Source organism: Mesorhizobium sp. B2-3-11, from assembly GCF_006442215.1.
GTDB lineage: Bacteria > Pseudomonadota > Alphaproteobacteria > Rhizobiales > Rhizobiaceae > Mesorhizobium > Mesorhizobium salmacidum.
Window position 1 is genome coordinate 354,176 of record NZ_VFVS01000001.1, and the last position, 12,504, is coordinate 366,679.

The 12,504-nt window shown below is 58.0% G+C and carries 20 protein-coding genes and 1 pseudogene; 8 read left to right on the forward strand and 13 right to left on the reverse strand.

Annotated features, from left to right (window positions below; all coding sequences use genetic code 11):
* The first annotated feature begins 1,342 nt into the window (after positions 1-1,342).
* On the forward strand, positions 1,343-1,573 hold the full coding sequence (locus tag FJ960_RS01830; RefSeq protein ID WP_140711544.1) for a hypothetical protein: 231 nt from the start codon (positions 1,343-1,345) through the stop codon (positions 1,571-1,573).
* 65 nt (positions 1,574-1,638) lie between these two features.
* Here FJ960_RS01830 and FJ960_RS01835 read toward each other — a convergent pair whose 3' ends face one another.
* Together FJ960_RS01835 and FJ960_RS01840 are read right to left on the reverse strand one after the other, a co-directional pair.
* The gene (locus FJ960_RS01835) at positions 1,639-1,947 is read right to left on the reverse strand and encodes a hypothetical protein (protein ID WP_140711545.1); all 309 of its coding nucleotides are present in this window, start codon (positions 1,945-1,947) and stop codon (positions 1,639-1,641) included.
* Positions 1,948-2,054: 107 nt separating this feature from the next.
* Positions 2,055-2,795 carry a hypothetical protein gene (locus FJ960_RS01840; protein ID WP_140711546.1) on the reverse strand — a complete coding sequence of 247 codons (741 nt, stop codon included), beginning with the start codon at positions 2,793-2,795 and terminating at the stop codon, positions 2,055-2,057.
* A gap of 104 nt (positions 2,796-2,899) precedes the next feature.
* Between FJ960_RS01840 and FJ960_RS29380 the strand changes: the two genes are divergently transcribed.
* From FJ960_RS29380 to FJ960_RS01855, 3 genes are all read left to right on the forward strand, one after another.
* Positions 2,900-3,064: a hypothetical protein gene (locus FJ960_RS29380; RefSeq protein WP_181174126.1), complete on the forward strand. Its 165-nt coding sequence runs from the start codon at positions 2,900-2,902 to the stop codon at positions 3,062-3,064.
* On the forward strand, positions 3,024-3,575 hold the full coding sequence (locus FJ960_RS01845; protein ID WP_140711547.1) for a DUF3102 domain-containing protein: 552 nt from the start codon (positions 3,024-3,026) through the stop codon (positions 3,573-3,575). The genes FJ960_RS29380 and FJ960_RS01845 overlap by 41 nt, the downstream gene beginning before the upstream one ends.
* Before the next feature lie 383 nt (positions 3,576-3,958).
* Entirely contained in the window at positions 3,959-4,309 is a 351-nt protein-coding gene (locus FJ960_RS01855; protein WP_246672589.1) for a type II toxin-antitoxin system PemK/MazF family toxin, read from the forward strand.
* A gap of 259 nt (positions 4,310-4,568) precedes the next feature.
* Here FJ960_RS01855 and FJ960_RS30125 read toward each other — a convergent pair whose 3' ends face one another.
* From FJ960_RS30125 to FJ960_RS01875, 4 genes and pseudogenes are all read right to left on the reverse strand, one after another.
* The gene (locus FJ960_RS30125; RefSeq protein WP_140711550.1) at positions 4,569-4,835 is read right to left on the reverse strand and encodes an HNH endonuclease signature motif containing protein; all 267 of its coding nucleotides are present in this window, start codon (positions 4,833-4,835) and stop codon (positions 4,569-4,571) included.
* A 54-nt stretch (positions 4,836-4,889) separates the two neighbouring features.
* Positions 4,890-5,131, reverse strand: a pseudogene (locus FJ960_RS01865) (hypothetical protein).
* 200 nt (positions 5,132-5,331) lie between these two features.
* Positions 5,332-6,735: a recombinase family protein gene (locus tag FJ960_RS01870; RefSeq protein ID WP_181174127.1), complete on the reverse strand. Its 1,404-nt coding sequence runs from the start codon at positions 6,733-6,735 to the stop codon at positions 5,332-5,334.
* Between the two features lie 204 nt (positions 6,736-6,939).
* Positions 6,940-7,803, reverse strand: a complete 864-nt coding sequence (locus FJ960_RS01875) for an ATP-dependent DNA ligase (RefSeq protein ID WP_140711873.1) — start codon at positions 7,801-7,803, stop codon at positions 6,940-6,942.
* A gap of 86 nt (positions 7,804-7,889) precedes the next feature.
* On the opposite strand from FJ960_RS01875, the gene FJ960_RS01880 reads away from it, so the two are divergent.
* Positions 7,890-8,105 (forward strand): hypothetical protein, encoded by a 216-nt coding sequence (locus tag FJ960_RS01880; RefSeq protein WP_140711552.1) that lies wholly within the window; start codon positions 7,890-7,892, stop codon positions 8,103-8,105.
* 115 nt (positions 8,106-8,220) lie between these two features.
* Here FJ960_RS01880 and FJ960_RS01885 read toward each other — a convergent pair whose 3' ends face one another.
* The gene (locus FJ960_RS01885) at positions 8,221-8,535 is read right to left on the reverse strand and encodes a hypothetical protein (RefSeq protein ID WP_140711553.1); all 315 of its coding nucleotides are present in this window, start codon (positions 8,533-8,535) and stop codon (positions 8,221-8,223) included.
* A gap of 141 nt (positions 8,536-8,676) precedes the next feature.
* Here FJ960_RS01885 and FJ960_RS01890 point away from each other — a divergent pair, with 141 nt between their 5' ends.
* From FJ960_RS01890 to FJ960_RS01900, 3 genes are all read left to right on the forward strand, one after another.
* A complete protein-coding gene (locus tag FJ960_RS01890) occupies positions 8,677-9,213 on the forward strand; it encodes a J domain-containing protein (protein WP_140711554.1) in 537 nt (178 codons plus the stop codon).
* Positions 9,214-9,503: 290 nt separating this feature from the next.
* Entirely contained in the window at positions 9,504-9,824 is a 321-nt protein-coding gene (locus tag FJ960_RS01895) for a hypothetical protein (protein ID WP_140711555.1), read from the forward strand.
* A gap of 18 nt (positions 9,825-9,842) precedes the next feature.
* A complete protein-coding gene (locus tag FJ960_RS01900; protein ID WP_140711556.1) occupies positions 9,843-10,211 on the forward strand; it encodes a hypothetical protein in 369 nt (122 codons plus the stop codon).
* A gap of 49 nt (positions 10,212-10,260) precedes the next feature.
* Here the strand turns inward: FJ960_RS01900 and FJ960_RS01905 are convergent, their stop codons facing one another.
* The 6 genes from FJ960_RS01905 to FJ960_RS01930 all read right to left on the reverse strand — a co-directional run bounded on the left by FJ960_RS01905 (position 10,261) and on the right by FJ960_RS01930 (position 12,442).
* Complete coding sequence (locus FJ960_RS01905) at positions 10,261-10,920, reverse strand: hypothetical protein (protein ID WP_140711557.1); 660 nt, start codon at positions 10,918-10,920, stop codon at positions 10,261-10,263.
* A complete protein-coding gene (locus FJ960_RS01910; protein WP_140711558.1) occupies positions 10,913-11,116 on the reverse strand; it encodes a hypothetical protein in 204 nt (67 codons plus the stop codon). The genes FJ960_RS01905 and FJ960_RS01910 overlap by 8 nt, the downstream gene beginning before the upstream one ends.
* A complete protein-coding gene (locus FJ960_RS01915; protein ID WP_140711559.1) occupies positions 11,113-11,355 on the reverse strand; it encodes a hypothetical protein in 243 nt (80 codons plus the stop codon). The genes FJ960_RS01910 and FJ960_RS01915 overlap by 4 nt, the downstream gene beginning before the upstream one ends.
* Position 11,356: 1 nt before the next feature.
* Complete coding sequence (locus FJ960_RS01920) at positions 11,357-11,653, reverse strand: hypothetical protein (protein WP_140711560.1); 297 nt, start codon at positions 11,651-11,653, stop codon at positions 11,357-11,359.
* A 2-nt stretch (positions 11,654-11,655) separates the two neighbouring features.
* A complete protein-coding gene (locus tag FJ960_RS01925; RefSeq protein WP_140711561.1) occupies positions 11,656-12,024 on the reverse strand; it encodes a P27 family phage terminase small subunit in 369 nt (122 codons plus the stop codon).
* Positions 12,025-12,181: 157 nt separating this feature from the next.
* A complete protein-coding gene (locus FJ960_RS01930; protein WP_140711562.1) occupies positions 12,182-12,442 on the reverse strand; it encodes a hypothetical protein in 261 nt (86 codons plus the stop codon).
* Between the last annotated feature and the right edge of the window lie 62 nt (positions 12,443-12,504).

The following is a 12,504-nucleotide window of genomic DNA, read 5'->3' on the forward strand; positions in this document are numbered from 1 at the left end:
GCTACTCTGACAACGCCGGCGGCGGATCCCACGGAGGATCGAGGTCAGGCGATCCTAACTAGCAACCAAGCCCTCTGGATAAAGCCTAAGCGCTGGCGGTATTAATCGTCGCCACGGTCGAGAAGCTGAGGGATAACGGCTGATGCCCGCCTGGCCTGCGAGATCGCAAAAATTAACGGATCGTTGACCGCGCTGTCCTATTCTGAGACAGCGCGGTCTAGTCCCATCCGGACTGCGCAGGCGGCTCCGGCAACACAGCCCCCGCCGCACTGTCGGAGCCGCCACCATACTAGCCTGAAGATACCAGCAATGGTTGAATCAACTGTTACTGCAGTTGTTGCAAATAGAGCGAGCTGCGTCGGCCGCCGTCCCGCCACCAGATGCAAAAAAGCCCGCCGGGCGTCCCCAGGATGAATCAAGGGACATTGCCGGAGCGTTGGAAATCCAAGCTCTCTTAACACGTGAGAAGCGGTTTCAAGGCGTGAGGAACGGTAGCGGGCTGTTCGAGGCCAGCATAGGTCAACGATGAGCGGCGGGGTCAGCTATTTCGACTCCACGCCCAGCTCAGGCCGCATGTCTATCGTATCGCCATCTCCATGCACGGCGTCATGGTCCCAATTGTTCGTCTTCTCGGGCGTTTTGACGACAGCCTCTCGGGTGTCTCTGTCTTTGTCCTTGCGGGGCTTTGGACCTGGCACGTCGCGTGATGACTTCGGTTCCATATCCGCCTCCTTTAGTTCTCTCCAGAAACAAGGACGGGAGGTTCGGGTTCCAAAAACAAGAAAGCCGTTGCCTCGGGCAGCGGACTTTCGCCAGGAGTTGAGGGGACATCTCCACGCTGCGCAGACAACAGACAACAGTGGATTGGTTCCAACGTTGGTCTCTGTTTCGCGGCGCGTGCTGTGAGCGCCTGGGGTATTCGAACATCGGAATCACGCTGGACGTTTATTCCCATGTAATGCCGGGAATGCAGGCCGACGTAGCGGAGCAAGTTGACGTCGCGTTGCAGGCGGCTATAAGCAGCGATCGAAAACGCAAATAGTTGCAAAGTGCGTAGCAGCCGGCATTTCTCGACCGGACGCAGAATCTAAAAAGCGCGGCGTTTGTAACTGGTTGGAGGGATGGCCGAGCGGTTTAAGGCACCGGTCTTGAAACGTGGTGAAAACCATCCCGACTGATCTTTAGCAGTCCCGAATAGCCCGGTTTTACGGGCTTTTTCATTGGTCCATACGGCTTGCCGTCCTATCCTGTCCCTGCCCTTCCCTGCCCGTCCGGTACCAATTGCGGTACCAACTCTTTCCTGCGACTGTGGCGCGGTGAGTCGATAACAGGATGGGACTTCATGACCAGTTTCGCAGGGCGCGCCACCAACGACTTGGTTCAAATCGCGTCGTTCGGAGGTGGCTTCACCTTAGACGCGGCGGGCCGTAGCACGGATGATCTTGTGAAGATTGCGTCATTCGCCAGAGACAAAGGATGCAGAATCATCTTGCGCGGCATGAATGGGCGATCAACCAACGACTTGGTTAAGATCGCGTCGTCCGGCAACGGCTGCGTTCACTTCGAGGGCTAAAAAGATCCTCGGAAAAGGCCCGGCAAGCCGAAGCCGCCGGGCCAAATCTATCAATCAGTTTTCAGTTAATAATGATCTGGCTGCTCGCAGTCGACGCAAACCTCCCGTTCATGATCGCCACGCGCCCCAGCCGCCCAATGCTCTTGATTGTGGTGGCGGTTCGGCGCGCCTAGTGTCGGCTCCACCGTACCGTCGTCCTCGTCGTCGCTGCCGTCCAGTTCCCGATCGTCGTAGGGACTTCCCCGGCCGTCATGAAAGGCGCTGCTGACGGTCTGCGGGCCGAGCGCACACCAGCCAAGCCACGGCTCATGGTCTGCCCCGTCCTCAAGGTCGCAGTCCGCTTCCATGAGGTCGAGCGCCGTGATGAGGCTCATGGCGCGGTCTAGGAGGTCGTTCAGGCGCTTCTGGACTTCCTGGCGCCACGTGCGGGGATCTACCCCGGCTGGCATCCCGTAAGGCTGTAGAAGCCTGACAGGCGCGTTCACGCTGCACCGCCTTGCGCTAGGCGCGCGATATCAGCCGCGATCGACTTCAGCGCTTCGTCATTCTCGGCACACTCCATCAGGCCAAGGCTCTCTGCCGTCCTGACCTTTACGGCCATTCCCGCGACAGTGCGCGCCGGAACTTCAAAGATGCACTGGCCTAGGTTCCAATGCTCGGACACCAGATCATCGAATTCGGCCTCTTGGGCGTCATAGCCGAGTAGGCGGTGGTGCTCGTCGAGCCTTGCTCGGTATTCGTCCCACGTGGCTTTAACGCTGGCCTGTTCCTCGGCGTAGGCACGATTCCATGCCCTCACCAACTCCGGGCACCGAGCGACTTCTTTCTCGATATCGAAGTCGATGGCGCCGAAGTTTACAGAGCGAAAATATGTGCTCTGCATTTCCTTCAGATCATCCGGCATCGATGGCTTTTCCCACTTGCTCGGATGAACTGGTTTGAGCCCGGCTGCTTCCTCTGCCTGCTCACTCAACTGGCCTTGCGTCTCTGCGAGAGTGTCTATCCGGTCCTTGAGCGCGTTCAGTTTCAACTCAAGCACGAACAGTTCGGCGTCCGGATTGATGGTAGCGGGCACGGCTAGAGCTGCTGTAGCGCCAGCTATGGCCGGCAGAGAGGCAAGCCCGGCCAGGATGAGCCGGCGGGAAAATCGCCCGGTGATGATGTGCATTCCCTCGGCAGCGGGCATAGCTTCGCCGGCCGCCGGAACATGGGTGTTCGGCATGATTGCAATCCTCTAGCAATGTGTTACAACGTTAGCAGATGTGACACGGATATAGTTAACGGTCAACTAGCATCTGCTAACAATTGCACACACAGAGGAACTGCATGGCACGGACAGCGGCGTTGGGACTTCGAATTGAGCCGATCGTTAAGGAGGCACTGGAACGTGCGGCGAAAGAGGATCGGCGCACGGTTGCCGCCTACGTCGAGATGCTGATCGTGACAGAACTTGAGGCGAGAGGCTATCTGCCGAAGGGAGCAGCCGAATGACCACGGGATCAAACATCGCCGTTGCGATCAACGCAGCGCACGATGCCGTCGAAAGGTCGAACGTGAGGCGATCGCCCACGCACTCGAATGCGGTCGGCTGCTTACAGAAGCTAAGGCCACCGTCGAGCACGGAAAGTGGGCGGCCTGGGTCGGCGAGCAATGCTCCTTTTCCATGCGAACAGCGCAGCTCTACATGAAGGCTGCGGCGTATGTGGGCGCCGATCCGGCAAAAGCGCAACGCGTTGCGGATTTGAACTTGCGCGATCTGGCCGCGTTCATTGCCGAACGCCCCGTCGTCGAGAAGCTACTGGATCTCGGGGTTGAAGACGCGGACGAGTTTTCGGAGGAGGACCAGACTGCCCTCCTTGCGATGCTGATGTGGTGGAAAAAGGGAAAGCCTGCATGGCGGAAACAATGGCGCCTGGAATTGGCGAGGCTCGCGAAGGAACAAGGCGTCCCCGAAAGTCAGGTCATCTTCCCTAAGAGCGGGGGCGGCGGTGCCGGCGAGTGAGGCTACGGAAGGGCTGATCGCTTCGTTTACGATTTTGAAATCTTACTCTGGCCTTAATGGCATGTATCTACTATGTATCATCCTGTGCACACACATGGGATGTGCACGCGCACAGAACTAGAGGCAGTCCTTGGGAGACTTAACATGCATGCCACGATCAGCAAGTGGGGGAATAGCCTAGCTATTCGCTTGCCGCGTCACGTGGCCGAAGAGGCTCGTCTGGCAGAGGGCGCTTGCGTAGCGCTCGAAGTCAAAGATGGGTCTATCCGTGTCACACCGACTCGCAAGAGATATCGGCTGGCAGACCTTTTGGACGGGGAGCCCCCTCGTACAGAAGGGAACAAAGAAATCGACTGGGGCACATCGCAGGGCGATGAAACTTGGTGAAAGACAGAGCCTATCAACCAGAGCGAGGTGACTTTATCTGGCTCGACTTCACGCCGCAGTCTGGCACGGAGCAAGCCGGGACGCGCCCCGCTTTGGTCATTTCCCCGCGAGACTTCAATATCGCGACAGGACTTGCTGCCGTGTGTCCGGTGACAAACACCGCCACCGGCAGCAAGTTCGAGGTTCCGGTCCCACGGGGCGTAAAGCTACAAGGGGTTATCCAGTCTTACCAATTTCGCACCCTGGACTGGATCAGCCGGGATGCTCGCTTCCACAGCAAGGCAAACGAAGACCTGATGTGGGAAGTGATGGGCCGCATCGAAGCAATACTCGGATTCGATCCGTGAACAAACGAGCCGGCTTGCGTCCACACGCGCCTGAGAACAGCCGGGGATTCACATTCGCGCGGTTCCGATCTAGATTCTCGGCATGGAACACGTATTTGACGATCTCGCCAGCGCCTTGAAAGCCCCTCAGAGCGGCCAGGGAAGCCGCTACAGCGCGTTTGCCCTGAAGATGGCAGCGAACTTGGTCCTGGGCTTCGCGATCGGCCTGGGAATCGCCATAGGTCACGCTGTAGCCGGGTAACGGCCCCGACTTCGGCTTTTAGATCGCCTTTGCCATTGCCTCTTTGCGCTGCTTGGTCTCGTTCATCTGCTCGCCACGGTGATGGTTGCAGTGCCAGCAGGCGGCGGCGAGGTTCTTAAGATCATCCTTGCCACCCTTCATCTTGGCCTTCCGGTGCTCGATGGTCATTCGGGTTGGGCCGCCCTTGGTGAACTCGCGGTTGCAGTAGACGCACCTCCCGCCCTGCCGTCTAGAAAGCTCACGGCGTGCAAACGCGCGGTATTGTGGATCTCTCAGTGTCGGCATACTTCCCCCACCAAAAAGAGGACCATGGTCGCGACCAGAGGTCAAGTTCCTACATTAGCAACTGCTTGACGAAGAAGGCGCCGGCCGCACCGGCCCGGTGGTATTCCACTGGATGAACTCGACTTCCCTCCCCGTCACTTCAACAGCGCCTCATGCAGGGTTCGCGTGGCGCGGTAATGCTCGCAGTGTGGTGATATAAACGGCTTTACGATGCTTTTGTGCAGCGCTTCCGCCGCTACGAGAAAGCGCTCGATTTCAGCTTGGGAAAGCTGTTTGGATGGTTTGGACCTGGCCATTGGCGATCTCCGATTTTGAGACAGGGGTCGCCGCAACACAGGGAGGATTATATTCCTTTTCTCGACATGGTTGGCAAGCCCTATCGTCGAATCGGCCAAGCTGCCATCGCGGTGCTGCATCGCCTTCGCGATCGCTTCGAAGGCACTGCCGATTTCCTCACCGAATGATGAAATGCTGCCACCGGTGCGCGGATGCATGCTTAAGGGCGCCGCGCTTCTTCTCCCGATACTGCGGCAACCTTCTTATTCTCACGTCTAGCGCTTGCTCGCTGCCGCGCCGCTGCGATCCTCTCGCTCTTCGTCGTGGGGAACCCAGCAAGGCCGTAGGCATTCACAATCGAGCCGAAGCGCTTCGTGAAAAACTTATACTTTGGAAGGCCGCTAGCGGAGTTGATCAAAGCCATTGTGACGTATCCGAACTTTGCGTGCAGTCGGCGAATGCCGTTTAGCAGCTCGTCATCCGAGTAGTATTTACCTCGTTGGCCGGTCGGGGGGCACATGAAACCAACGGTCCTATACAGTGCCGGCAGGCTGCCGAAGTGCGCCCAATATGCATGAGAGGATGGTGTGTAGGGGCACTCGTTAATCATTGCCTGCGAAAGCCTCCTTTTCTCTCGAAAAAGTCGCTTCAGACTTGCGATCATGTCGGGCTCCCGGAGGTGGTAGCCCCGTCTTAGCCTGAGTAGCCGCTGCGCTCGGGCAAATATTTTGGGATTGACAATAGGCTCCATTACCCTGGTTCGCACCCAAAGATCCTGAGGGTTGCGACTTACCGGCTTTTTCATTTTATGGTTGGTCCGGTTAAAGACGTAATATCCGATCATCAACTCGCTTCGGAGGACGCTTTTGACCCGTGCCCTGCTCCATAATGCGCCATCCGTCGACGGTATCTTTTCGTCGTTCAACCTCTTGGCGATGTCCGCAATGCTCCGTTTCTGGACGACAAACATGCGGAAGACTCGCCTTAGAATTTTGAGTTCATTCTGAGGGCCAGGCATAAAAATTACGCGATCTGAGTTCAGCCCCTTACGTTCGCCAGGTCCGAGCAAAAATCGCGGTGTTCCATCTTGGCTTACTAGAAAACGCCTTATGCCATACAGCGCAGGACCGCCCTGCTTGAACCCAAGGCGAGCTTGCTGGATGTGCGCTCTGCAGATTTTGCTGGAAAGTTCGCGGCTGTACTCGGCTGCCATCACCCGCTTAAGGGTCTTTACGATGCTGGTGACCACGCTGCCGTCATTCTCGAAAGGCTCCCCGCAGTAATGGACATTGACCCCGGCATCGCGGCAAATGAATTCATAGTGGGCGGCTTGGTCCGTATCCTGGAATCTCCCCCACCGGCTCACATCCAGCACCAATATGGCCGAGTAGCTAGGCTGGCCGGACACAACGTCGGTCAGCAGCTGCTTCAGGCCATCTCTTCCTTTAAGGCTTAGCCCACTTTTGCCGGCGTCTGCATACGTTTTAACAACGGCAAAGCCACGGCGCTCGGCATACTCCGCTATGGCCGCACACTGATTGTCCAGCGAATAGCGTTGGTGCTCTGTGGACATGCGGATATATTGGGCTGCCGGGGTGCGAACGTCCGATGCGAGCTCAGTCACTGGAATGGCCCTCCATGTGATCCGCCATGGGCGGAACTGTATCATAGAAAAGCCTGCTACGTGGGCGCTGACAGGAGACAGGAGGCAGGCGGCCTGCACCATCTGAGCCCAACGGGGACCACGCCCCAGCTCGCCGAGACGAAGCTGACTATCCTAGTCGGACGGCTATTCGATCGCGTCGCCCTGACGGCAGGCAAGCATTGGCTATTGCTTATCCCGGAAATCGAGCAGCTTGGCGTGACGTAGCTTCTCCTCGCCCTTCAGGAACCTCACGCGGCCGACCAGACCAGGCCTTAGCCATTCGGCCTTTGCCTTGGCCAAGCCTATCGGAACAGGTCCGCCGACCTTACCTTGCACGCGGTCCCATAGCGCTTGCCGCTTGTCAGCCTTGAAAGTGACGAAGGCGCCGCCAGCATAGCGGCCCTTGTCTGCCATAAGGACCATCGCGGGTTTGCCCGCCTCGCGCTGCACGCCAATGATGTCCATTTCCTTTTCGGTATAGCACTTGATCTTGCGCCAGTTCATCGTCGGCCCGCTGCGATAGGTACTGTCCTTGCGCTTTGAGACCATTCCCTCAAGACCGGCTTGGTCGACAAGGTGATAGACGGCATCGCCGGTTCCAGGCATTGCTTCGCTGAACTGGATGCGGCCACCGGTCGGGATCAATGGCTGGAGAATTTCACGCCGCTCTTCCACCGGCATGTCGCGTAAATCGTGGCCGTTGAGGTGCAGGAGATCGAACGCCACCAGATACAGGTCGCGCGACGGATTGCGGCTGGTAACGGCTGATTGCAGTGCGTGGAAGTCCGACAGGCCGGCTTCGTTGATGCTGATCGCCTCGCCGTCGATGATGAGGTCTTTCGCTTCGATCGCCTCTGCTTCGCCGGCGAGTTGGATGTAGCGCCCGGTCCAGTCATAGCCGTTTTTGGTGATCAACCGAATCCCGTCGTTATCCTTGATGACCTGGGTCCTGTACCCGTCGAACTTGATCTCGTGGATCCACTCATCGCCTTGGGGCGGGGTGTCGACCAGCTCGGGCTCCATCGGCTTAATGAACTTCAGACGCATCAACTCACTCACGACACCGTCCGATTCAATAAGCTTTAGCTAAAATAGTTCCGGAACATTTAGCATGACCGGATGTTGCAGCCCGCATGACGAAGCTATCTGACCTTGGCCCTCCGATCCCCGGCAAACTGCATGGAGGGCGGCATATTGCAGAGCATCTTCACTTCTACAACTGCCCTGAATGTGGCCAGCGGGTCGACCAGCGCGATCTGCGCCAAATCTTCTGGCATGAGCGGCCCGGTCACGAGCCGCTGGAGCCGGAGCCCGAGGCCAAGGTGATCGCATTCCCCAAGCGGAAGTAGTCGGGCTAGGGTTGCCGCCGTGCCAGTACATCCGTGGTCGCGAACGAACCTAGAAAGGCCACGCCAACGCCAAGATAATGCCGCAAGAGGCGACGAAGGCGAGGAAGGGCATGCGCTACCGCCTTGCGCGAGTCCAGCCTGCCGCCTGCGCTTCCTGCTGGGAACAAAACCAGCGCTCGCCGTACTCGGGACGGATGATGGTTTCAGAGTAAAACTTGTCTCCCGGCATGTGGTAGATTCGCTGTCCACTATTGATGCTGATGTTGCCCTTGATGTTGCAGGCCGGATTGAGTGCGTTCGGAACTGTTATCGCCGGCAAGCCCTCGCTTGCGACATAGGTAGCTGCGCCCGCGCCTAAGAATGCAATGACGGGAAGCTGCCAGTGCCAACTAAAACTCTTCCTTCCCGAAGGCTGAACACCCCTATCCATCGCAACCCCTCCCAAGGCCGCCTTGAATGTCTCACAAGATGGTCTAGGGGGCAAACCCGAACCCGCTTGCGCTCGCGTGTCAGTTGCGCAATGCTGCCCTAACTTGGAATTGAACCGGTTTGATATTGCGGAAGCGCCACTATGTTCACTGACTATTACGAAGTTCTTGAAGTTAGTTCGAACGCCAACTCGGAAACGATTGAGCGGATATTTCGTTATTTTGCCATGCGCTATCATCCCGATAATCGGGACACCGGAGATGAAGCACGCTTCAGCGAAATCGTAGAAGCCCACAATACACTCAGAGACCCTGCCAAGCGCGCGCAGTACGATATCCAGTATAAGGACCATTTTAACCTCCGGGCCAAGCTGACCGAGGAGGCGGGCAACACCAGGAGCCAGGAACAAGATTCGGTCATTCAGGCCAAGGTACTCTCGCTGCTTTGTGTGAAGCGCCGACAAGACGTCGACCATCCTGGCATTGGCGACGTAGAACTCGAACAAATGTCAGGCTGTCCGCGTGAACACCTTCGTTTTCACCTCTGGTATCTGAAAGCGAAAGGCTGGATTGGAAAGATCGAAAACGGGATGTTCGCTGTTACCGCAGAAGGCGTTGATCGGGTTAATTCAGAAAATCGACGTGAGCCGGCTCCCAGACGGCTGGATCATACAAGCTAAGATGCAGGAGCATGAGATTCACTGGCTGCGGCTTGGTCCGGCCTTCTGCCCTCCGTTACTAAGCAAGACCAGCGTCTACTCCCCCGGCGTGCTGGCGTGAGACTCCGGAAGGCTTTGAAGCGGCTAATGCCAGCCAAATGGGTGCTACTATTCAGCAAGGGATGCTCAGACGTTGCGATGATAATTAACCTTTCGTTAACGATTACCTTGCCGCGCCGTACGGCAGGTGCTTTTATGCTTCCACGTGTGGGATAGCGGGGGCGCCATCTGCACGATGGAGGGGAAAACCCATGCGGTGGATTTCGACCGCGGCTATCATCGCGATGGCCGCAACAGTCCTGTCCGGTTGCGAGACGACGTCACCACAGGTGGCCGCATTACAGGACAACAACACGTGCCGGATGTACGGAATTGCGCCAGGCACGCAACTGTTCATTACTTGTATGATGCAGCAATCTGGGCAGCGCGAGCAGCGCAGGGTCGCCCAGAATCAGGCCATCGCGGCGGCATTCGTAGGCGCTGCGGTCATAGGTGTCGCGGCAGCCGCAGCTAGCAGCGGCCCCTACTATCGTCCGTATTATCGCTGCGGCTATTATCGCTGCTGGTACTGAACATTCCCCGGGGGGACCATGACGGTGCGTTCACTGGTGCTGATGGCTTGCGTCTGCACATTGGCAGGCTGCGCGGACTATATGAGCAACCGCGATTCCGTGACGCTCGGTGCCGGCGACGCGATGCTGGCAAACCAGGGCATCCATACGGTCGATCCGTTCCCCCCGGATGCGCACAATACCAGGATCGAGGGCAGCGGGCGCCGCGTTCAAGGCGCCATGGAACGCTATACCGGCGGTCCCTTGGGGCGCGGCACCATCTCGCCTGGGATGGGGGGCGCGAACAACAATCCCTGTGACTTTCCGGATGATACCGCTTCCGATGGCTCGCGATGTGGCGGCCGATCATCAAATGAGAAGCCTGGCGGCGAAGACCCTACCCCCTGATCGATCGCCCGCGTCACCCACAATCCAAGCTTGGTGGCAGGGTCGTCCACTAAGTCTTCTTGAGAGAAACCGCCATTATGGCGTGAGCAGTGAACCCGGCTTCAGTATATGAAACCGTTGTAGTCGTCGTATCTGCCCGCTTCGAACCCTGTTTGGAACTAAGTATGCCTGTTGATAAGCTGTAGTCCACTGTGACTCCGCTGATATCAGCACCAGTTGTTCTACGTGCGGATATCGCCAACACGACATCGTCAATTGCGGAATCGATTGTAACGCTGGCAACTTCGTTAGAACTAGAGCCTCTACCATCAACATCTTCGACGGTTATAACCCCACCAGCGACTTGGTACACAGCTATGGTGTGTAGATTAGCTGCACTGGTGTAAGATATCGTGCCAGTTGTACCGGACGGAGCGGCTCGGTAAATTGCGACTCTCGCATTAACACTCGCACCCGCAAACGATCCAACCAGAGTCGTGGTTGCGCCATCAATCGAGAATGCAGTTGGGAGCGCTGCGCCGCCCCCTGTGTTCGCCATACCTACAAGGACAAAGATTTCTCGAGTCGCGTCCGTTGGGCCGAAGCTGACACCAGTCCAGCTTGGATTGGTGGTGGCGGCGGTCTTTGAGTCGGTAGCTACATATTGCAGACCTGCCGCCGCCGCCGTTCTGCGAGCCGCAAAACCGATGAGCTTGTTGACCTTAAACATCGTTGGCTATCTCCTGCTTAATTGCGGCCGCGAGGGCCGCGATATCGTCCGGATGGACGCCGAAGCGCTCTGTCGCTTGTCCCTGTCCTGCAGCGAGCCATGCCCGCACGCCATGCCAGCACGTCAGATCGAAGCCGCTGCCATTGGCGGAAACCGACGTAATCCGGGGTATGAATCCGACTGCCGGGACGGTCATCTCGTCAAAGCCTCCAACTCTTGGCGCAACTCTTGCGCCTGCGGCCATGTGCTGTGACCGGCGGAGCCGGGCGGGTATGGCGAATCACCCTCGTCGCAACCGATCGGGCTTATTTCCCACGGTCGAAGGCCGAGAAGCTCGTGCAATGCCATTTCGTCGCCGGCCTTGAACGCCGCTATTGCGGCCGGGGTGATCCGGCGTTTGACATCGCGGCGCAAAGGCGTGCGTTTTGCTGGCATGTCACGGCGCTCCCAATTCGAGGAAAGCCCATGGCGTCTGCCGCACGTGGGTCGGTTTCCATTCGGCCATGAACCGATCGCCGAACCGCTTCCACGCGTCTTCTGTCGCCGCGCGGAACGTGGCCTTGGCGGCGGCCTTTTCGGCAATTGGCATGATGCTGCCGCAAGGATCGAAAACACCGAACTCGTCAAGATCGTGAAATCCGTCAGAACCGCATTCAAACGTTTCGTGCCAGGCTTGGTATTCGGCCTCGCCGCCAACCTGGCGCCGCCGGAGCGGCTTGCGTTTAGTCGCCATGGTCAGCCCCTATACCCACCGCCCGTAGGTCGCCCGGGACCGCTGCGAAGCGGCTCCAGGTCGAGGCCGAGACGGGCAAGCGTCCGAATGCAGAGCGACCGCGCCGCAATTTCGTGCTTCAGTCCCGGGTGATCCTTCAGACCGGCCTTGGTGCGGATCACCGCACCGTCAGCATCGATTTGCGCCTTCAGGGCTTCGGCTCGATCGAGTGCCTGGCAGGCGGTCGTCAGGAACTCGACACCAGCAGCATCTTCGATCCCATATTGGCCGAGGACCGACTGCCAGAGCGCTATGCCGTGCTCGCCCAGCGGCCGGGGTGGCGCCTGGGTCGTCGAGGGATTGTTGGCTACCAATTTTAGGTTTTTAGCCATGATTTTTCGGCCTCTTGAATAAAAAACTCAATTGAATGCAAACTTTGGCCCGAAGCGGTCTGAGCCCCCAAATGACTTTCGAATTGTCGATGCCCCCCCCGGGGGGGGTGGCCCGGGCCGGTAGTGGACTCGGCCATCACCTTGTTACGCATCGAACTCACTGAAGCTTCGCGCTCGGTGCTGTCGGCTCATCCAGGCCGCGACGTATTTCGGCGATGACATCGGTCTTCCACGTGTCGAGCGTGCGCTTGCGGTCTTCCATGAAGGAGGCAAGTTCCCGCTTGGTGGCACCACGATCAGCGATAAAAACCTCGTCTCGTAACAGTTGCTCGGCAATGTGCTTGTCGATCGACGCGGCGGTCATTTCCATCGCCTCGTCCAGGCTCTTCCCGGTGATATCGAAGGTCTCAACGGTCACGGCTTGGTCTCCTTTATGGCTATGATGCCGGCCTTCTGCGGCGGCCGTAGCGGTGATGGCGT